This is a genomic window from Shewanella aquimarina, from assembly GCF_023349185.1.
GTDB classification, from domain to species: Bacteria; Pseudomonadota; Gammaproteobacteria; order Enterobacterales; family Shewanellaceae; genus Shewanella; species Shewanella aquimarina.
This window is the reverse complement of record NZ_JAKIKY010000009.1, coordinates 47,813-68,889: the sequence shown is the minus strand read 5'-3', so window position 1 is coordinate 68,889 and position 21,077 is coordinate 47,813. Positions and strand designations below refer to the sequence as shown.

The following is a 21,077-nucleotide window of genomic DNA, read 5'->3' as shown; positions in this document are numbered from 1 at the left end:
TTTTTTATTCATCAGCGACAGCCTAGAATCGATACTGGGCGGAAAACGCCAACGCCAGCTGATCCTCTAGCGACACCTGAGTTTTCGGCGAGGAGAGCTCTAGCTCACCGCTTAAGAAATACCCCAGGTAAGCGTCAAACTTCAGTGGCTCGCTTGCCTGCCAGCCCGCCCTAACAAAGCCGACCCACTCGTCGATCTCCAGGGTCACATCCTCATCTTCCACCAAGAATCTCTGGGTGCGCTTCGAACTGCCAACGCCCACATCGAGCGTGTCATACCACTGATAGCTCAGCTCTAGGCCCGCCGGGCCGCTAAAGCCCGCCGAGAAGGGGTTAGCCAGCTTCAGCTTGTCGGTTATCTGCCAGTTCACCGCCAGATAAGGCAAGGTGCGCACCTCGGAGATGTCATTGAGATAGGCCACCCCTAGCCCCAACATGTTGCCGCCATTGAAGCGATACATGCCTGAGGCGACCACCCCATAACTTTGGGCATTGGAAGATGAGGTGCCCTCGCTATAGGCGTACTGCAGCTTAGGCGCCAGCAGAAACAGCCAACGATCGTTAGGGCGATAGCTGAGCCCCACACCCACACCATATCTGTCTACGTTAGACCAGGGGGCAAGATTACCATTCAGTAGCGAGCCGCGGCCGCTCCAATCATAATCCAGCCTGTCGTAGCTTATGCTGGCACTCAGCGACCATTGACGATTCAAGGCATAGCTGGTCTTGGCGCCAAACAGCCAGGTGTCGCGCTGCAACGCCAAGCCGCCGTCACCCACATCGGCTTCGCCGACGCCGATACGCGATACCGACAGGGTCAGGGGCGACGCCTGTCGCGCTCCCCCTTGTGCCGCCTGGGCGGAAACGGCCGTCAGACAGGTTAACCCTAAAACCAGGGCGTTGATCTTATTGCGAGATAATAGGCTAGGCTTCATACCCTCTCCCTGGGGATACTCAGTTGATCTTAAGGTTTGGCCGGCTGCGCGATTTCAATGTGGGCACCCGACCAAATTCCAATCATAAAATTAGTACACTCAAGCTTAGTACGACCAGACTAGCGAAAAGATCACTTTCCCTTTAAAAACGGCAAGCTCTGCTACTAAAAGCGTGGCTAAAACTCTTATTAAAGCCGCGCTTTGAACTAAAATTGCCAGCGCCTAGACTCGATGGGCGCGCAGGAACATGCTCACCGTCTCTTTGATGTAGGCAGGGCGCTTAGCAGTCAGATCCTCGACCGGTAAGCCTAGCTCTAACTTGAGGCGCATCTCGCCAAAAAGCATCATACACAGACGCACCGAGGCATGGCGCAGATCGCCAAAATGATACTCGCCGAGTTTCTCCACCTGCCCGAAATAATTCTCCAGCAGATTCAACAGGAACTCAGGGCCGGCATTAAAAAACAGCGCCGAAATTTCCGGGTGGGTATCGGCCTGGGCCACACAGGTCTTAAACACCTCTATCGCCTCGGGCGATACTATCATCTCGCCAAAATAGTTACCGAAATGTAGCAGTGCCTGCTCGGGTTCCTCCGGGCTGGTAAACAGCTCGGCCGTCACCTGATGCACGACGCACTTAGATTCGATTGATGCAACGAACAAATCATCCTTGCTGCCAAAATGCGAATAGACGGTCTGTTTAGAGACGCCCGCCAACTTCGCGACCTCATCCATGCTGGTATTGGGAAATCCTTGCCCACAGAAGAGCTCTATCGCCGCATTTAAAATCTGCGCCTTCTTCTGTTCACTGCGGCTAAGGGGTGTTTGTACCATTGAAACTTCCTATAAGGTCTTCATTTATATCACGACATATTTATACACAAACTAGACTAGACAGTCCAGTTTTTGCAAATTAGACTAACAAGTCTAGTTTAACGATTTTTTCACCAACTGTTAACCACGGAAGCGTATCAGTATGACGATGTTTACCGCCAAATCCCTCGCCAGGGTGTTGTTATGGAGCAGCCTCAGCCTAGTGGCCAGCGGCTGCCAGCAGGCCCAGTCCCCGGAAAGTGCTCAAGGCAGCAGCGAACACTTTCCCAAGGTCTCGAGTCAGCGCCTGATACACTCGACCAGTTATGACACGGCCCAGGTCTTTACCGGCAGCATACGGGCGGGTAACACCACGGCTATCGGCTTCGAACTGGCGGGTAAGATCAAACACCTGGCGGTGGATAGCGGTAATCATGTTAAACAGGGCGACCTCTTGGCCGAGCTGGATACCTCCCTGCTTGAGGCCGAGAGGCGCGAGCTGCTCGCCAGCTTGGCGCAAAACCGCGCCGACAAAGAATTAGCCCAGAGCACACTCAAGCGTAGCCTGGCGTTAAAGAAGCAGGGCTACGCCTCGGCTCAGCAACTCGATGAACTCAAGGGACAACTCAGCAGCCTGCAAGCCGCCGAGCAGCGTCTGCGCGCCGCCATAGAGGCCAACGCCCTGCGGATCGCTAAGTCCACTCTGGTCGCCCCCTTCGATGGCGTTATCGCCAAACGCAACAACAACTTAGGCGAGGTGGTGGCCCTGGGCGCGCCTCTGTTTACCCTGATCCAACATAACAACCCGCAGGCAATTGTCGGTGTACCCGTGAGCCTGGCGCAGACCCTGGAAGACAGCCAGCAGTTGACCCTGACGGTGAAAGAGACCCCTTATCAGGCCACCGTGGCCGGCATAGGCGCCGAGGTCAACCCTGTGACACGTACCGTCCCCGTGCGCCTGACTCTGCCTACAGATGCCAAGGTGATCAACGGCGAGCTGGCCTACCTGCATTACAACAAGACAGTCGACACCGCCGGTTTCTGGGTGCCCATCTCCTCACTCACCGACGGCCTGCGCGGCCTGTGGAACCTCTATGTGCTGGTCGAACAGCAACCGGATCAATACCTTATCGAGCGGCGCGACATAGAGATCCTCTACACCCGTGGCGATCAGGCCTTCATCCAGGGGGCGATAAGCGAAGATGAACGCTTTGTCACCCAAGGGCTGCACAAGGTCGTGGTGGGCGAGCGCGTCATGCTCAACACCCAAGTGGCGACGAGGTAAGTCATGATTAGAGCCCTAGTCGAAAATGGTCGTCTCGCCAGCCTAGTGATCGCCCTGCTGATCGTCGCGGGTCTAGGCGCCATCACCAGCCTACCCCGCATGGAAGATCCCAGCATCACCAACCGCTTCGCCTCTGTGGTCACCCACTATCCGGGCGCCTCGGCGGAGCGGGTCGAAGCCCTGGTCACCGAGGTACTGGAAAACCAACTCAGGCGCCTGGAAGAGCTAAAACTGGTGCAATCCACCTCGCGTCCGGGGATCTCCGTCATCCAGCTCGAGCTTAAAGACAGGATCACAGAGACAGACCCGGTCTGGTCCAGGGCCAGGGATCTCATCAACGATGCCCAGCATCTCCTGCCCCCAGGGGCACAGAATGCCCTCCTAGATGATCAGCTGGGCTATGCCAACACCGCCATCCTGGGCCTGGTGTGGCAAGGCGCGGGCGAGCCGCGCCAGGATATCCTCAACCGCTATGCCAAGGAGCTACAGAGCCAGCTCAGGCTGATCCCGGGCACAGACTTCGTGAAACTCTATGGCGCCCCCACCGAAGAGATCCTGGTGCAGATCGATGCCCAGAATGTCAATCGCATCGGCCTGAGCGCCGCCGCCATCGCCCAGATCCTTGCCAACGCAGATACTAAGGTGTCCGCCGGAGAGATCACCAACGACGCCTTTCGCGCCCTGGTAGAGGTCTCAGGCGAGCTGGATTCTGTCACCCGCATCAGACAGGTGCCGCTCAAGGTCGATGAAAGCGGTCAGATCATACGCCTGGGCGAGGTCGCCAGCGTGCAGCGCCAGCCCAAGACCCCCGCCGCCAGCATCGCCCTCATAGAGCAGGCCCAGGGGATCATGGTGTCGGCGCGCATGCTCAACAACACCCGGGTCGACCTCTGGCTACAGCAGGTGCATCGCGTGGTGGAGAAGGTACAGGGGGATCTCTCCTCCAACGTGGAGATCCAGTGGCTGTTCGACCAAGAGGGCTACACCACCACCCGCCTGAGCGACCTCATCGCCAGCCTGCTGCTGGGCTTCATCATCATTCTGGTGGTGCTCATGTTGACCCTGGGGCTGCGTAACGCGGTGATCGTCTCACTGTCGTTGCCGCTGACCGCCCTGTTTACCCTGGCCTGCATGAAATATGTCGGCCTACCTATTCATCAGATGTCGGTGACCGGCCTGGTGGTGGCGCTAGGGATCATGGTGGATAACGCCATCGTCATCGTCGATGCCATCGCCCAGCGTCGCCGCCAGGGGCTGGATCGCCTCGGCGCCGTGGGCGAGACCCTCAAACATCTCTGGCTGCCGCTGGCGGGCTCCACCATCACCACCATGCTGGCCTTCACCCCCATCATTCTCATGCCGGGGGCCGCAGGAGAATTCGTCGGCGGTATCGCAATCTCGGTGATCTTCGCCCTGCTGGGTTCCTACCTCATCTCCCATACGCTGATCGCCGGTTTCGCTGGCCGCTTCGGCGCCGAGGGAGATGCCACTCACTGGTATCAGCGCGGGGTCAACTTCCCCATCATCGCCCGCGCCTTTACCGCCACGCTGCATATCGCCCTCAAGCGTCCCCTGCTGGCGGGCCTGGTGATCGGCATATTACCCATAAGCGGCTTCATCGCCTCGGGGCAGATGACGGAGCAGTTCTTCCCGCCGTCAGACAGAGACATGTTCCAGATAGAGGTGCACCTGGCGCCTCAGTCCAGCATAGAAAACACCCGCGCTTTGGTAGAGCGTATCGACGCCAACCTCAGGGCCACGGGCGAGATGCACAGGCTCGACTGGGTGATTGGCGGCAATGCCCCCTCCTTCTACTACAACCTGCTGCAGCGTCAGCAGGGGGCGGCCAACTATGCCCAGGCGATGATCAAGGTCGCCGACTTCGAGCGCGCCAACCAATTGATCCCTAGGCTGCAAACCCAGCTCGATAGCGAGTTCCCCGAGGCGCAGATCCTGGTGCGCAAGCTGGAGCAGGGCCCGCCCTTTAATGCCCCCGTGGAGCTTCGCATCTACGGCCACAATCTCGATACCCTAAGAGAGATAGGCGATGAGGTGCGGCGCATTCTTATCACCACAGATCACGTGCTGCACACCCGCGCGACCCTGAGCGCCGGCGCGCCCAAGGTGTGGTTTCAGGTAAACGAAGACGCCAGCAAGATGAGCGGGTTGAGCCTGACGGATATCGCCAAGCAGATCCAGATGGCCACCACAGGCATCAATGGCGGCAGCATACTGGAGCAAACGGAGTCGTTGCCGATCCGGGTACGCACCCAAGATCTAATGCGCGAGCAGCAGACCGAGCTGTCGCAGATCAACCTGCTGTCAGGGAGCGGCGTGGGGATCCCGCTCTCGGCGCTGGCCAGCAGCCGTATCGACGTCAGCCTGGGCGCCATCCCCAGAAGGGATGGCCAGCGCGTCAACACCATAGAGGCCTACCTGGAGAGCGATGTGCTGCCCCAACAGGTGCTCGATCAGGCCAAGACGCGCATCGACGCCCTCACACTGCCCGCCGGATACCGTATCGAGGTGGGCGGCGAGAGCGCCAAGCGTAACGAGGCCGTGGGTAACCTGCTGTCCAACATAGTCCTGGTGATCACTTTGCTGCTGGCCACCGTGGTGCTGTCGTTCAACTCCTTCCGCCTCACCGGCATCATACTGCTGAGCGCGGTGCAGTCGGCGGGCCTTGGCCTACTCGCCGTCTACCTGTTTAACTATCCCTTCGGCTTTACCGTGATCATCGGCCTGCTGGGCCTGATGGGCCTAGCGATCAACGCCGCCATCGTCATCCTGGCGGAGCTTGAGGATATGCCGGACAAGCGTGAGGCGGGCATTCCAGCCATAGTGGCCGTGGTCAGCAGCTGTGGCCGCCATATCGGCTCGACCACCATCACCACCATAGGGGGCTTCCTGCCACTGATCATCGCAGGTGGCGGCTTCTGGCCACCGTTTGCCATCGCCATCGCCGGCGGCACGGCGCTCACCACCTTGCTATCACTGGTATGGGTGCCGACTATGTACCAGCTGCTGATGACCAAGCGGCAGACGGCGCCCGCTCCAGCACTGCAGCCCAGCTAACGGCTTAACTAACGTTCTAATCACAAGATGCACTGGCTCATCTGCCCAGGGTGATCCAGTGCATACTTAGACTAATTGCCGACGTCACTCCCATTTTTTCCTTTAGTTAAATAGACCTACGTCAAAACAATCTCGCACTGCCTTGGTTACATTGTCGACAGTATAACCATAAGGTGGATGACCAAAATGAACTATAAGAACTGGCCTATCGCCAAACAGATAGGCGCCCTTGCCCTGATCCTCACCGTCGTCGTATTTGCCATCCTCAGCAGCATCTCCTACATCACAGCCGCCAACGTGCTGGAAGATAAAGGAAAGACAGCCGTTAAGGCGCAGATGCACAGCACCGCCGACCTGATTGAACTCGAGTACAACAGCCTGTTGAGCTTGGCCAGACGCAACGCCGATGTGCTCAGAGCCATGTACCCGGGGCAATTCTTCAAGCCGGATAAGACGGTCAAGGTGATGGGTAAACCCACACCGGCTCTGGTACACGAGCGCGAACAGATCAATGCCTCCAAGAGCAAGGTGGATCGCTACTCTAACCTCACCGGCGGTAACGCCACCGTCTTCGTTCGCGACGGCGACGACTTTATCCGCATCTCCACCTCGCTGAAAAAAGCCGACGGCAAACGCGCCCTGGGCACCTACCTGGGAAAGAAGCACCCCGGCTACGGCGCGCTCATCGCGGGCCAGGAATATGAAGGCTATGCCAGGCTGTTTGGCAGAGACTATATGACCGTCTACCGCCCCATCACGGGCCCCCAAGGCGATATCATAGGCATACTCTATATCGGCTTCGATATCTCAGAGGCGCTGACCGAGCTGCAACGCTCGATGAACCAGCTCAAGCTGGAAGAATCTGGCTACTTCACCCTGATCCGCAACGTGGACAACGCCATCATCGCCCAGCCTAATCAGGAATCGGGCACCATACTGACAGAGGCGATACTCGATGGTCTCTCTATCGAACAAGCCAAGCGCGGCGGCCAGGAGAGCGAATACCTCAATGGCAACAAGGAGCCCATGTACGCCTACGCCGTCACCATCCCCGGCTGGCAATGGACCCTGCTGGGTCAGGCCAAGAAGCGCGAGTTGAACGAAGAGAGCCTTAAGCTGCTGAGCATCAATGCCGGCGTCGCCGCCGTGGGCGTGCTGCTTATCACCCTGCTGCTCTCTATGGTGCTAGTCAAGACACTACGCCCGCTGCGTCATCTGCAGCACCAGCTTACCGAACTCGGCAAGGGTGACCTGACCCAGGAATTTGAGCAGGTGAGCCCTGATACAGACAACGAGGTCGACAAGATCACACTCGCCGCGCGCCAGATGGCCCTGAGCCTTAGAGAGCTGGTCGGCGCCCTACGCGCCTCGGTCAACACCCTTGAGGAGCAGGCCAGCAGCGCCCAGGAAGTGGCCAGACTCAACGGCGAAGAGGCCCAGCAGCTGATGGCCCAGACCGACCAGATCGCCACCGCCATCGAAGAGATGTCCACCTCGGTGCGGGATGTCGCCAACCACGCCAGTGACGGCGCCAGTCAGAGCCAGCAAGTGGATAACGCCTCCCGCGACGGCCACCAGCAGCTCGACCAACTGGTGCAGGGCCTAGGCAAACTCAGCGAGCAGCTCGATGCCAGCCATATGAGCGTCGAGAACGTCAGCAAGGAGAGCGAGGCGATAAGCCAGGTCACCGAGGTGATCAACAGCATCGCCGAGCAGACCAACCTGCTGGCGCTCAACGCCGCCATCGAGGCCGCCCGCGCCGGCGAACAGGGCCGCGGCTTCGCCGTGGTGGCCGACGAGGTGAGAACCCTGGCCCAGCGCACCCAGACCTCGATCTCAGAGATCAGCCAGACCATCACTCAGCTACAGCAGCAGATCAAACTCACCGCCGAGCAGATGGGCCAGAGCCACCAGCTGGGCACCGCCTCCGCCGCCCAGGGACAGGAGGCAGCGACTAACCTCAACCAGATCACCATCAGCATAGGGGAGCTAGCTATAGCGTCGAGCAGCATCGCCAGCGCCACAGAGCAGCAGAGCGCGGTCGCCGACGAGATCACCCGCAACCTACATGAGATCACCGAGCTCGCCCGCGACGGCGAACAGCGCGCCGGCGACACAGTCGACGCCGCCCAAAACCTCTCCCACATCGCCGCCGAGATCAAACAGAAGATCAGCGTGTTTAAGTCGTAAATTCAGCGTAACCGCTCATCTCAATGAAAAAAGCCGCTATTAAGCGGCTTTTTTATGTCTGGCTGACATGCCAGTAGCTGAGTGTACTTAGCGAGGTGTCGACTATTGGAAATTTAATGCCTAGGTAGTTTAACGATTAAAGCACTGTGGCTTGGAATGGATGTTTAACGTTTGCCAGCATAGCCATCGGCAAGGAAGCCTTAACCATGGCTTCATGGTGTATCAATTGCCTGCCGCAGGCCTTATGTGCAAACACATTTGTGACACGCTACGAGCACCTCCCTGTGAGCTCTACCTCGGCATCCATGCCTCGGAAGGTCACAAATGTGTTTACACCAGTATCTATCGTCTCTTCGATTTGGCGCCTTTTGGTATCCTAAGACTGCCCAAGCATACAATCTACTGCGTATGTTAGCTGTATTGCAGCTTACTCGAATTATCAGAGTAAGACAGTTTGTTAGAAGATTCGGTCAAACTCTTGATTTCACTTAAAGGGGCGTCGGTAACATAGTGCGCGCGAGTGCTCATGATTTGAGCTTGCCAAATTTGTTTGGCGCTTCGTAGCTCCCATTCCAGCTTAAAATGGTCATTTTCAAAGACAACATCAAGGTATTTAAGGCGTTCAACGCCGTGACTAACACCATCAATCTCAATGCTATTCACATCAAGCTTCAAAACGACAAGGCTTGGATCGCTATACATCCTGTAAATTCTGTAACATAGCCAAATAAACAAAATCGGAATATAGAGAGAGATAACAATAGCTTTACCTATGAGATTCGGTGGAATGTTTTCATGAAAAAAATAAAAAGGTAAGCAACACAATAAACACAGCAAAAATACAATATATTGACCCACTGAATTTACTTTTTTGAACGAGACATCAGTCAAAATTCGACCTCATGAAAGAGCATAGGTATACAACACCTTTGTTTAGGGTTATCGAAAAAGAACGGAGCAGCGTGTAAGTTGCCACAGCTGCGCGCATTTTGCGCGGCGAACGGCTCAACCTAAAAATGTGAAATGCAAGCTATTGGCACTTAAACTCAATCTCTGCTTGCGCATCCGACCTGAACGGAACCATATCTTTAGGAACAGCTTTAATGAGTTGAAGTTCTTTCCCTTGAGCTTGGCAATAGGAATTTGCTTCTTTTAAAGCATCAGCTTTAACCGCAGAACCAGTGACATCGAATCCCTTTTCAGATCTGGAGATCATATAGCTATCACCGCCTAATGGGACGACTCCAGATGATTGCGCGCAGGCGGTTAATATTAAAATAAAGCCAATTACTATAACTCGATTAATTTTCATTTTTCTCTCGATACATATAACCCCACATTTGCAGCTAGTTTGGATCGCAGCTGAAAACCAGTCTCGCAGCATACGCTTGTTAGGTGTTTTCTTCACTAGGAATATGCGCTTTCCACTGATCTTTTACGTAGTCATAAAAACCATCAACTCCAGGAACTCGCACGACCTGTGCTAGCTCTCGCCCTGCTTGCGAAAGCAGTACTTGGCCTATGGACAGCTGATTTTGCCCATTTTTCATTTCTAAAGTTAACAAACGGCCACAATAAGTTAACGTGAATTTTTCTGGCAATCCTTGTCTGGTAAACTCTGAAAGTGAATTAAATTGAATTAGCCCTAAGCTATCTAAATGAGACAAGGTGCTGAAATTAATCCCCAGGTCATTGTAAATCGGTGCTTGGCTATTAAAGACTAATGGAGTGAAGTTTCCTATATTCCACCCAAACTTGCATAAAGTCTGGAATAGCTCCGCATCTCTTTTATCAAGATCGCTCAGCAAGTTCACTGTACGCCTGGAAAATGAGCCAGGTGTATTTGCCTCGCCAGCAAGAACGTTAGCCCATATAGTTTGCATTTCTTCATCTGAAACAATCCGCGACTTATCGAAGAAATTTGTAAGCCAATCATCTTCCATATCTTCAGGATTAGATGTGTCGTCAAGATGGGGAATAGACTTTTTGGTAATCTCCTCCATGTTTTCTTGACGATTAGCTTCTTCTTCGACAAAACGGTGCATTGCTCTGCGATGTAAGTCAGTAATTTTTATCTCTGACTCTGCTTTAATCAAACTTGCTTCAGCTTCCGCTTTTGCAACACGCTTTATTTGCCATGGTTCAAATACCCCACCGATTGCAGATGAAACCTTTTCGATTAGCGTATTAGCGGGCTTAGAAAGCTCACCGAGATTAACTAGTGATGTTGAATTATCGTCTGACATTATTTATACCTAACGCTTTTAGCGAGAATGCCGCCTAAAATAAATGGGATCAGAGTTAACTTTTTGAGGGAGTTGATTGGTGCGTTTTGAATGGCTTTTCATTCCCTGAATGGCGTCGTCGATGTTTGATTCGAGTTGGCCTAACGCTGTCCTTGATTGGTGATACTTTAATCTATCTTGTAGTTGGCATTCAACATGTCACTTCACATTTTAATGCGCTTTTTTCTCTAAAAATAATAACTTGTATTAGTGAGAAACAAATACCGCCAAATCGAAGAGACGTTAGATACCGAGTGTAGATACGGCTGTGACCTTCGGTTTCAGGGATGAAACCGTAGAGCGGCCAAGGATGGCGCACAGCGTGTCACAGACGTATCTGCACATCCCCCCGCCGGGCAGGCGTTAGGTTGCCATGAAGGAACGACCTTCAAATGACCTAAACAAACGCCAATGAAGTCTACGGCAAGCACTAAACATCAACAAAGGTTCGACCTTCAAATCCTCAGCCATCACAAATACCGCCAAACGCTAAACCACTCTCAATCCAAAGCGCTAGCCCGTGCGCCCCAAACACGGGCAAGAAAAAACCCCGCATTCTGATACGGGGTTTCTCATCAATCGCGATTCATGACTTAATCGTTAAGCTCTGAATCCCTATCCATGTTCTCAGTATTCTCTAACCACAAGGCGTTGATGATACCGAAAGAACACGCCAGCAAAATGCCTAATATCCAAGCAAAATACCACATAGTGTCGGCTCCTGTTAGTAAAGTGACGTCTTGTTGTCTTCGATGTAGCTACGGCTCAAGCGACCAAACATCTTGAAGTAAGTCCAGATGGTGTAGCTTAGCACGATAGGCACGAAAATCGCCGCCGCCCAGGTCATCACAGTCAGTGTCATGTGACTCGCAGTGGCATCCCACATGGTCAGGCTCACGTTTGGCTCAAGTGATGATGGCATCACGAACGGGAACATGGCCGCGCCGCAAGTCAGAATCACCATAGCCACCGCCAGCGAGCTGAACAGGAAGGCGAAACCAGAGCGGTTGAAACGACTCGCCAGCAGCGCCAGTACAGGCATGGCAATCCCCAGAATTGGGAACAGCATGGTCACTGGGTACTTGTCGTAGTTGGCCAGCCAGGCCCCCGCCTCTACCGCAACCGTCTTAAGGGCTGGGTTAGATGCGCCGTGGGTGTCGATAGTCGAGGTCACTACATAACCGTCGATACCATTGGCCAGCCATACACCAGCCAGGGTGAAGAGCACTGCAACCAGGGCCGCAGCCACCTGGGTCGCCGTCGCCGCACGTACGCGCAGCTCGCCTTCTGTCTTCATCTGTAGCCAAGAGGCTCCCTGCATGATGATCATAGACACGCTCACCAGACCGGCCAGCAGGCCAAATGGATTCAGCAGGCCAAACAGACCACCGTGGTAGGTTGCGCGCAGGTACTCGTCGAAGTTAAACGGCACGCCTTGCAGCAGGTTACCGAAGGCCACGCCTATGATGAGCGGCGGTACGAAGCCACCGACAAACAGTGCCCAGTCCCAAGCCTTACGCCATCTTGGATCTTCAATCTTAGAGCGGTAATCGAAGCCCACGGGACGCAGGAACAGGGCAAACAGCACCAACATCATGGCCACATAGAAGCCAGAGAAGGATACCGCGTATACCATAGGCCAGGCGGCAAACAGGGCGCCACCGGCTGTGATTAACCATACCTGGTTGCCGTCCCAGTGGGGGGCAATCGAGTTGATCATAATACGGCGCTCGGTATCGTCCTTACCTATGATAGGCAGTAAGGCACCCACGCCCATGTCGAAACCGTCGGTGACGGCGAATCCGATGAACAGCACACCAATCAGCGCCCACCAGACAAATCTTAATATTTCATAATCAAACATAATGAGATCTCCGGTTTAAGCTTCTAGGTTTTCAAAGTGATAACGGCCCGTCTTGAGACTGCTAGGTCCCTTACGTGCAAACTTGATCATCAAGAACAGCTCAATCACCAGCAGCACTGTGTAGAACAGAGTGATAGAGATGATACTGAACCAGAGATCCGCCGCGCTCAGGCTAGAAGCCGACATGAAGGTTGGCAGCACCTCGGAGATGGTCCAAGGCTGACGGCCGTACTCGGCGACGAACCAACCACACTCGATGGCGATCCAAGGCAGTGGCAGGCTGTATAGCGCCGCCTTAAGTACCCAAGGCTTCTCTTCGATCTGATGACGTGTGCTCTGCCAGAAGGCCGCCGCAAACACGAACAGCATGATGACACCCAGGCCAACCATCACACGGAAGCTCCAGAACATAGGCGCAACAGATGGGATTGAGTCCTTGGCGGCCGCCTTGATCTGCTCCTCGGTGGCATCGACCACATTGTCTGTGTAACGCTTCAGCAGCAGGCCATATCCTAAGTCGACTTTAGCTTCTTCGAAGGCCGCGCGAAGCTCTGGAGTTTCGTTGCCGGCGCGCAGCTCGGTCAACATGGCATATGCCTTCACGCCGTTGCGAATACGCTCCTCGTGCTCGACGATAAGGTCGCGAATACCGGTAACCTCTTCATCGATAGAGCGGGTCGCGATGATACCCATGGCGTATGGGATCTTGATGGCATAATCTGTGTGCATGGTTTCCTGATTAGGGAAACCCACAGCGGTAAAGGCCGCAGGTGCAGGTTCTGTGTGCCACTCGGCTTCGATAGCCGCCAGCTTAACGCGCTGGGCCTCACCCACCTTATAGCCTGACTCGTCACCCAGTACGATAACCGACAGGATAGATGCCATACCGAAGCTGGCCGCGATGGCAAAAGAGCGACGGGCAAACGGCAGGTCACGCTTCTTTAGGATGTAGTATGAGCTAATCGCCAGTACAAACATGGCGCCAGCCACATAGCCAGAAGCCACGGTATGAACAAACTTCACCTGCGCAACCGGGTTAAACAGCACCTCGGCGAAGCTGGTCATCTCCATACGCATGGTTTCGTAGTTGAACACACTACCGACTGGGTTCTGCATCCAGCCGTTGGCAACCAAGATCCACAGCGCCGACATATTCGAGCCCAGGGCCACCAACCAGGTCACCGCCAGGTGTTGACGCTTGCTGAATCTGTCCCAACCGAAGAAGAACATACCCACCAGGGTAGATTCGAGGAAGAAGGCCATCAAGCCTTCGATAGCCAGTGGCGCACCGAAGATGTCACCCACATAGTGAGAATAGTACGACCAGTTAGTCCCGAACTGGAACTCCATCGCCAGACCTGTGGTTACGCCCAGGGCGAAGTTAATACCAAAAAGCTTACCCCAGAACTTGGTCATATCTTTATAGATCTGCTTATTGGTCATCACATAGAGTGATTCCATAATGGCCAGCAAGAACGCCAGCCCCAAGGTCAAAGGTACAAACAGGAAGTGATACATAGCTGTCAGCGCAAACTGTAAGCGCGAGAGCTCTACAACCTCTTCAACAATCATCAGTGACTCCTTAGGTGGTGCGATCATTCTTCAAGGTTAGATCCCCATCAACCCGGAAAAATGCCTATTTAGGAATTTTATTATTCAAGTAATTTGTCAGACCCGAGTCTCACAAACCGCCAAATTTTAACTTTTTGCCTCGCTCAAGCGTCGCTGACGCTCAAAAAGGCCCTCTCACCCCAGTTTTTGAGAGGCGGCTCACAAAACCTTTTGGTTTTTAAACCCCCGTCGCAGAAACGGCCGAGAAAATCAATTTAAATTATTTTTTTCAAAAACTTACAACAAGGCATATCAAACGTACCCTAAGCATTTTATACCATTCAAAATTGATTCAAATCAATCAAACACGGCGCGGATAGTGGGTTTTGCGGACGGCGCCACACTTCACCCGGCAACACGCTTGCCAAAACATTGCAAACGTGATAGGAAGCCATTAAATTTTGATAAAAAGGCTATTTTTAGCAAATTTCAGCTCACATCGCACAAAACGCAATATTTAACAAGATTTAACAATTTAAGAGTCAATATATATAACTCTAAATCAGCACACAACAAACAAAACAAACCAACAAAATCAATGGAATATGAAATTAAAAACATCTATATCACACCAAGAATACTTATTACTTATTAAAAATTCTAATGAGAACTTGCAATTTTAATCGTTTGTTCCCTAGGCGGCATTTGCTTACTATATGCCTGTGTTAAGGAGACGGCTCAATCAACCCGGTGAAGTTGCCCGGCAAGCCAAACTCCGCTCACATCATTAATCACTGTGTGGAGAATCCGTTATGAAAAACCTATTTGATCGTCTAGTTAACAGCTACAAGCGCACTTTTGTTGAACTCTATACTGCAAGAGAGCTGTAAATAGCACCTTAACCCGCCATTGCTTGAAGTTTTGTTAGCGCAAAACGGCCACCGCTTTCTCCTCGAAGGCGGTGGCTTTTTACTTTCTAACGACTTGGTTTAGATGATTTTAGATTAGTTTAGCAGTCGCTAAATAATTAATATCGCCTTTTAGCGATTTTCGGGGCAGATCCCATTAGGCGTGATTTGCGCGAATTAAAGGAAAAATCCGTCGATACCCCTACTTTATAGCTGTTTAGCAGTTCAGGATGTAATAAAGTAAGGCTAAGTACATGTATCTGTGTGGGTTTAAACTAACTCTTTGTGGGTATAAAAAAAGGGCCTCGAATTTTCGAGGCCCTTTTTGCATCAATTAAACCGCTAAGCTTAGGTTAACCTAATTTAGCGCGAACGTTTCTGAACATTCTCATCCATGGGCTATCTTCGCCCCACTCGTCAGGATGCCAAGAGTTCGCCACGGTTCTAAACACACGCTCAGGGTGCGGCATCATGATGGTGACGCGACCGTCTGTGCTACAGATACCGGTTAAGGCGTTTGGCGAGCCATTAGGGTTCTCTGGGTATTGCGTCGCTAGCTGGCCATGGCCATCGACGAAGCGCAGCGCGATAGTGCCAGACGCCTCTGCGGCGGCCAGCGCCTCAGGCGATGCAAACTCGGCGCGACCCTCACCGTGCGATACGGCGATCGGCATACGTGAGCCTTCCATGCCTTCGAAGAAGAAGGATGGACTCTTCTGCACTTCCACTAGGCTGAAACGCGCCTCGAAACGCTCGGAGCGGTTACGCACGAAGTGTGGCCAATGCTCGGTACCCGGAATGATATCTTTCAGGTTAGAGAGCATCTGACAACCGTTACATACCCCGAGGGCGAAGCTGTCGTTACGCTCGAAGAAGCGACTGAACTCTTCGCGGGCACGGCCGTTGAACAGAATCGACTTGGCCCAACCTTCACCGGCGCCCAGTACGTCACCGTAGGAGAAGCCACCACAGGCCGCCAGGCCCTGGAACTCTTCGAGGCTGATACGGCCCGAGAGAATGTCAGACATGTGAACATCTCGGCTCTCGAAGCCGGCGCGGTCGAAGGCGGCGGCCATCTCGAGATGAGAGTTAACCCCCTGCTCACGCAGGATAGCCATCTTAGGCGCTGTGCCCTTGAGGATATAAGGCGCGGCGATATCTTCGCTCGGGTCGAACTTGAGATCCACGGTCAAGCCTGGGGCATCGGCCACCTGCTTGAGCTTGAACTCTTCCTCTGCACACTCAGGGTTGTCACGCATCGCCTGCATGCGATAGGTGGTCTCGGCCCAGATGGTACGCAGCTCGGTGCGTGACTCGGCCAATACCTCGGCCCCTGCATCACGGATGATGATGCTGTCGCCAGCCACTGGCTTAGCAACCACATGGCAAGCCACACCGGCCGCCTGGTACTGCGCCTTGATAGCCTGGCTATCGGCTGCGCGCACCTGGATCACGGCGCCCAGCTCTTCGTTGAACAGACGCTCTAAATGAGTCCCCGTCAGCGCGCTGAGATCCACATCCAGACCCGTGTTGCCGGCAAACGCCATCTCAACCAGCGTCGTGAATAGACCACCGTCGCTACGGTCGTGATAGGCCAGCAGTGCCTTATCGGCCACCAGCGCCTGAGTCACCTCGAAGAAGCCACGCAGCAATGCCGCATCGGCCAAATCTGGTGCCTTATCGCCCAGCTCACCGTATACCTGCGCCAGACATGAACCGCCCAGACGACGCTCGCCCTGGCTAAGGTCGACCAGCAGCAGCTCTGTGTCGCCCTTGTCGCTTCTCAGCTCTGGGGTTACTGTCTTACGAATATCTTGCACCGCACCGAAGGCAGTGATCACCAGCGACATAGGCGAGGTAACCGTCTTATCTTCGCCGCCATCTTGCCAGGCCGTCTTCATCGACATCGAGTCTTTACCCACTGGGATGGTGAGATCTAGCTCAGGACACAACTCTTCGCCCACGGCCTTAACCGCCTCGTACAGACCTGCGTCTTCACCCGGGTGACCCGCGGCAGACATCCAGTTGGCCGACAGCTTGATACGCTTGAGTGAGCCGATATCGCTACCGGCGATGTTCATGATAGATTCGGCTACCGCCATGCGCGCCGAGGCGCCAAAGTCCAGCAGTGCCAGCGGGGTGCGCTCGCCCATAGACATGGCTTCACCGCTGTAAGAATCGAAGCTTGATGCGGTCACGGCACAGTCGGCCACAGGCACCTGCCAAGGACCGACCATCTGGTCACGATTCACCAGACCGGTAACCGTGCGGTCACCGATAGTGATCAGGAAGGTCTTCTCGGCAACGGTTGGCAGACGCAGTACGCGGCGCACCGCATCTTTCAGCTCAATTGTCTCTTGTGCCAGCGCAGGCGAGTCCGCCTTTTGCGACACCACGTCACGGCTCATCTTAGGCGCCTTGCCTAGAAGAACCTCTAGCGGCAGATCGATAGGCTTGTTGTCGAAGTGCTCATCCGACAGGGTCAGGTGACGCTCCTCAGTCGCCTCACCCACCACGGCAAATGGCGCGCGCTCACGCTCACAGATGGCGGTAAATAGCTCGAGGTTTTCCGGCGCTACCGAGAGTACATAACGCTCCTGCGACTCGTTACACCAGATCTCCAGCGGGCTCATGCCCGGCTCGTCCGATGGCACGTTGCGCAGCTCGAAACGACCGCCGCGTCCGCCGTCGTCCACCAGCTCAGGGAAGGCGTTCGACAGACCGCCCGCACCCACGTCGTGGATAAATTGAATCGGGTTGGCTTCGCCCATCTGCCAGCAGCGATCGATCACTTCTTGACAGCGACGCTCCATCTCTGGGTTGTCACGCTGCACAGAAGCGAAATCGAGGTCTTCGCTCGACTGGCCAGAGGCCATAGAGGAAGCCGCGCCGCCGCCCAGGCCGATGTTCATCGCAGGGCCACCCAGAACGATTAGCTTGGCGCCGACGGTGATCTCACCCTTCTGCACATGCTCTTCGCGGATGTTACCCAGACCACCGGCAAGCATGATTGGCTTGTGATAACCACGTACCTCGACGCCGTTGTGGCTCGAGACTTCCTGCTCATAGGTACGGAAATAGCCCAGCAGCGCCGGACGACCAAATTCGTTGTTAAAGGCCGCGCCGCCCAGTGGGCCTTCGGTCATGATATCTAGCGCGGTCACGATGCGATCAGGCTTACCATAATCGCCTTCCCATGGCTGTACGAAGCCTGGGATCTTAAGGTTTGATACGCTAAAGCCGGTGAGGCCAGCCTTAGGCTTAGAGCCACGACCGGTTGCGCCTTCGTCGCGGATTTCACCGCCAGAACCTGTGGCCGCACCTGGGTATGGGCTGATGGCCGTCGGGTGGTTGTGGGTCTCCACCTTCATCAGGATATGCATAGGCTCAGTGTGATAGGCGTACACCCCGTTTGGCTCGGGGAAGAAACGACCGGCGACAGAACCTTCCATCACGGCGGCGTTATCTTTGTAGGCAGATAACACGTGATCTGGGGTCTTCTCGAAAGTGTTCTTGATCATCTTGAACAGCGACTTTGACTGTACCTCGCCGTCGATGGTCCAATCGGCGTTGAAGATCTTGTGACGGCAGTGCTCTGAGTTCGCCTGGGCAAACATCATCAGCTCGACATCGTTAGGGTTACGATTCAGACGCTGGAAGTTCTCTACCAGGTAGTCGATCTCATCCGGCGCCAGCGCCAGACCCAATTTAACGTTGGCCGCTTCCAGTGCCGCCTTGCCTTCACCCAGCACGTCGACGCTGGTAAAGACTGCTGGCTCGGTGCGGGCAAACAGGCTGCTCGCCTGCTCGAAATCTGGCAACACCACTTCAACCATGCGGTCGTGCAGCAGGCCAAGCAGCTGCTTCTGCTGGGCGTCATCCAGATTGTCGGCTTGAACATAGTAGGCGATACCGCGCTCTAAGCGCTTGACCTTGTTCAGACCACAGTTATGAGCGATGTCAGTCGCTTTAGACGACCATGGAGAGATGGTGCCCGGACGCGGCGTTACGAAGTACAAGTTGCCTTGGGGCGCATGTGCTTCGATCGCAGGTCCATAGGTTAACAGTTTGGCCAGCTGCTGGGTTTCGCCAGCATCCAATGCCTCTGTTAAATCGGCTAAATGAATGAACTCAGCATAGATATCTTGTACTGGAAGCGCCGTACTCTGACAGGCCTCCATTAGCTTTTGGACTCTAAACGCTGATAATGCAGGGGCTCCGCGGATGATCTCCATCACGTCTTTTCACCTTATTATTTATAATTGCAGGGTCAGATCTGGCGCTATTATAGGGAAATGTGGGCCACAAATCATCCGTAGCATGGCTTCAAAACGGCGTTTCCTTCGATTTATTATCACCATAGCGCGAAAACAGCTTTACGTTTTAAAGAAACTGGCGCGGCGCTAAATTCATGCCCCATACTTAAGTGGGCTAAACGCCAAAATCATCCATAGACCAACAAATAATTTCAGCCGAAATAATCGCCATTATTGCCTTTGACCAGCTTGTGATATAATCGTCGGCCGATTTTTATAAAATGGATTAAAAAATAGTAACTTAATGAGAACTCTCCTGCTGATTCTATACTGTGTATCGCTACTGACGGCTTGTCAGGGCGAGCGCGTGGAACCAGCAAAAGTGGTTGAGGCCCAGCCCAAAACCCAGCTCAATGTCGGCACCCTCTACGGCGCGCAGATCTATGTGACCACAGGTCAGGGACTCGCCGGCTTCGACTATGAGATGGCGGCGCGTTTTGCCGAGCATCAGGGTCTTGAACTCAAGATGCAGCCCTACCCCACCATAGGCGATCTCTACCAGGCGATGCGAAATGGTGAGATCGATCTGATCGCCGCCGGACTGGCAGATACCCAGAGCCGCCGAGAACAATTCAGGCTGGGGCCGCCGCTCTACTATGTTAATCAGGTGCTGGTCTACAAGCAGGGGGCCAAATACCCGACAGACGTGAGTCAGCTGGACGATAACATCACCGTGGTTTCAGACTCCTCCTTTATCGAGACCCTGGCCGAGCTGCAAAAACTCTACCCCGAGCTGGTGTGGGATCAGCAAGGCGACAAGGACAGCGAAGAGCTGCTGGCAATGATCGCTCGCGACGAGATCAGCTACACCATCGCCGATTCGACCACCTTCGAGATCAACCGCCGCTACATGCCTGAGCTCAGGGCCGGCCCGGTTCTGCGAGAAGGCCAGGCCGTGGTCTGGCTGCTGCCCCCCAACGGCAGCGATCAGCTGATGAGCGACTTGTTGAGTTTCTGGCACCAGGAGAAGCGAGCCGGCACCCTGGCCCATCTCAACGAGAAGTATTTCGCCCATGTGAAGCGTTTCGACTATGTGGACACCCGTGCCTTCCTAAGGGCCATCGACAGCAGGCTGCCCAAGTATCGCGACAACTTTGTCGAATACGCAGGTGACCTTGACTGGCGTAAACTGGCGGCCACCGCCTATCAGGAGTCCCATTGGAATCCCAACGCCCGCTCACCCACCGGGGTGCGCGGCATGATGATGCTTACCCTGCCCACGGCCAAGCAAATGGGGATCGACAACCGTCTGGATCCAGAGCAGAGCATACGAGGCGGCGCCAAATACCTGAGTGACATTCTCAATCGCCTGCCGGAGTCGATCCCCGACAATCAACGCATGTGGTTTGCGCTGGCTTCCTACAACATAGGCTATGGCCATGTGGAAGATGCGCGTAAGCTGGCGCAGTCTATGGGACTAAACCCAAGTGCCTGGCGGGATTTGAAAAAAGTATTGCCCCTGCTGCAGAAGCGCAAATACTACAAGCAGACGCGCTATGGCTATGCCCGCGGCGGCGAAGCGGTCCACTATGTGGATAACATCAGACGCTACTACGACACCCTGGTTTGGATTGACAATCAGAATCAAGAGTTACAAGATGAAATGGTGGAAACGCAACAAACGGCCGAAAAACAATCACAAAGCGAGGTTTCAGCGAGTCAGCCCGATTAATGAGCTAAAGCTTGTGATATAGATAGCGCAGCGGCCTAATGGAGGTTCATTATGAGAAAAAAAGCCTTAAATAATCTGTCTTCACGTAGAAGAACCCTGCTTAAAATACGCCACCAGCATACGATTAACAGGCAGAAACAGTACTTCACTTTTATTAAGCATCCCGATAACGACAATCCACCGG

The 21,077-nt window shown here is 54.2% G+C and carries 13 protein-coding genes; 4 read left to right on the top strand and 9 right to left on the bottom strand.

Going from position 1 to position 21,077, the window contains the following annotated elements; translation table 11 throughout:
* Positions 1-22: 22 nt before the first annotated feature.
* Positions 23-934, bottom strand: coding sequence for an outer membrane beta-barrel protein (locus tag L2731_RS12285; RefSeq protein WP_249253385.1), 912 nt, complete (start codon positions 932-934; stop codon positions 23-25).
* Positions 935-1,156: 222 nt separating this feature from the next.
* On the bottom strand, positions 1,157-1,768 hold the full coding sequence (locus L2731_RS12280) for a TetR/AcrR family transcriptional regulator (protein ID WP_249253384.1): 612 nt from the start codon (positions 1,766-1,768) through the stop codon (positions 1,157-1,159).
* A gap of 142 nt (positions 1,769-1,910) precedes the next feature.
* Between L2731_RS12280 and L2731_RS12275 the strand changes: the two genes are divergently transcribed.
* From L2731_RS12275 to L2731_RS12265, 3 genes are all read left to right on the top strand, one after another.
* Entirely contained in the window at positions 1,911-3,032 is a 1,122-nt protein-coding gene (locus L2731_RS12275) for an efflux RND transporter periplasmic adaptor subunit (RefSeq protein WP_249253383.1), read from the top strand.
* 3 nt (positions 3,033-3,035) lie between these two features.
* Positions 3,036-6,107: an efflux RND transporter permease subunit gene (locus L2731_RS12270; protein ID WP_249253382.1), complete on the top strand. Its 3,072-nt coding sequence runs from the start codon at positions 3,036-3,038 to the stop codon at positions 6,105-6,107.
* Positions 6,108-6,293: 186 nt separating this feature from the next.
* Entirely contained in the window at positions 6,294-8,297 is a 2,004-nt protein-coding gene (locus L2731_RS12265; RefSeq protein ID WP_249253381.1) for a methyl-accepting chemotaxis protein, read from the top strand.
* 411 nt (positions 8,298-8,708) lie between these two features.
* On the opposite strand, the gene L2731_RS12260 is transcribed toward L2731_RS12265, so the two are convergent.
* The 7 genes from L2731_RS12260 to purL form a co-directional block, all read right to left on the bottom strand.
* On the bottom strand, positions 8,709-8,999 hold the full coding sequence (locus L2731_RS12260) for a hypothetical protein (RefSeq protein WP_249253378.1): 291 nt from the start codon (positions 8,997-8,999) through the stop codon (positions 8,709-8,711).
* Between the two features lie 328 nt (positions 9,000-9,327).
* A complete protein-coding gene (locus L2731_RS12255; RefSeq protein WP_249253376.1) occupies positions 9,328-9,609 on the bottom strand; it encodes a hypothetical protein in 282 nt (93 codons plus the stop codon).
* Between the two features lie 79 nt (positions 9,610-9,688).
* Positions 9,689-10,543, bottom strand: coding sequence for a DUF2806 domain-containing protein (locus tag L2731_RS12250; protein WP_249253374.1), 855 nt, complete (start codon positions 10,541-10,543; stop codon positions 9,689-9,691).
* Positions 10,544-11,175: 632 nt separating this feature from the next.
* On the bottom strand, positions 11,176-11,292 hold the full coding sequence (cydX, locus tag L2731_RS12245; protein ID WP_041510590.1) for a cytochrome bd-I oxidase subunit CydX: 117 nt from the start codon (positions 11,290-11,292) through the stop codon (positions 11,176-11,178).
* 14 nt (positions 11,293-11,306) lie between these two features.
* Complete coding sequence (gene cydB / locus L2731_RS12240; protein ID WP_011865105.1) at positions 11,307-12,446, bottom strand: cytochrome d ubiquinol oxidase subunit II; 1,140 nt, start codon at positions 12,444-12,446, stop codon at positions 11,307-11,309.
* 15 nt (positions 12,447-12,461) lie between these two features.
* Positions 12,462-14,018: a cytochrome ubiquinol oxidase subunit I gene (locus L2731_RS12235; protein ID WP_249253372.1), complete on the bottom strand. Its 1,557-nt coding sequence runs from the start codon at positions 14,016-14,018 to the stop codon at positions 12,462-12,464.
* Between the two features lie 1,240 nt (positions 14,019-15,258).
* Positions 15,259-19,140 carry a phosphoribosylformylglycinamidine synthase gene (gene purL, locus L2731_RS12230; protein ID WP_249253495.1) on the bottom strand — a complete coding sequence of 1,294 codons (3,882 nt, stop codon included), beginning with the start codon at positions 19,138-19,140 and terminating at the stop codon, positions 15,259-15,261.
* Between the two features lie 325 nt (positions 19,141-19,465).
* On the opposite strand from purL, the gene mltF reads away from it, so the two are divergent.
* Positions 19,466-20,893 (top strand): membrane-bound lytic murein transglycosylase MltF, encoded by a 1,428-nt coding sequence (gene mltF, locus L2731_RS12225; RefSeq protein WP_249253370.1) that lies wholly within the window; start codon positions 19,466-19,468, stop codon positions 20,891-20,893.
* Positions 20,894-21,077 lie beyond the last annotated feature (184 nt).

Excerpts from the sequence above, each read along its gene's own strand:
- L2731_RS12285 (WP_249253385.1), bottom strand. The coding sequence starts at position 934 with ATGAAGCCTAGCCTATTATCTCGCAATAAGATCAACGCCCTGGTTTTA.
- L2731_RS12280 (WP_249253384.1), bottom strand. The coding sequence starts at position 1,768 with ATGGTACAAACACCCCTTAGCCGCAGTGAACAGAAGAAGGCGCAGATT.
- L2731_RS12275 (WP_249253383.1), top strand. The coding sequence starts at position 1,911 with ATGACGATGTTTACCGCCAAATCCCTCGCCAGGGTGTTGTTATGGAGC.
- L2731_RS12270 (WP_249253382.1), top strand. The coding sequence starts at position 3,036 with ATGATTAGAGCCCTAGTCGAAAATGGTCGTCTCGCCAGCCTAGTGATC.
- L2731_RS12265 (WP_249253381.1), top strand. The coding sequence starts at position 6,294 with ATGAACTATAAGAACTGGCCTATCGCCAAACAGATAGGCGCCCTTGCC.
- L2731_RS12260 (WP_249253378.1), bottom strand. The coding sequence starts at position 8,999 with ATGTATAGCGATCCAAGCCTTGTCGTTTTGAAGCTTGATGTGAATAGC.
- L2731_RS12255 (WP_249253376.1), bottom strand. The coding sequence starts at position 9,609 with ATGAAAATTAATCGAGTTATAGTAATTGGCTTTATTTTAATATTAACC.
- L2731_RS12250 (WP_249253374.1), bottom strand. The coding sequence starts at position 10,543 with ATGTCAGACGATAATTCAACATCACTAGTTAATCTCGGTGAGCTTTCT.
- cydX (WP_041510590.1), bottom strand. The coding sequence starts at position 11,292 with ATGTGGTATTTTGCTTGGATATTAGGCATTTTGCTGGCGTGTTCTTTC.
- cydB (WP_011865105.1), bottom strand. The coding sequence starts at position 12,446 with ATGTTTGATTATGAAATATTAAGATTTGTCTGGTGGGCGCTGATTGGT.
- L2731_RS12235 (WP_249253372.1), bottom strand. The coding sequence starts at position 14,018 with ATGATTGTTGAAGAGGTTGTAGAGCTCTCGCGCTTACAGTTTGCGCTG.
- purL (WP_249253495.1), bottom strand. The coding sequence starts at position 19,140 with ATGGAGATCATCCGCGGAGCCCCTGCATTATCAGCGTTTAGAGTCCAA.
- mltF (WP_249253370.1), top strand. The coding sequence starts at position 19,466 with ATGAGAACTCTCCTGCTGATTCTATACTGTGTATCGCTACTGACGGCT.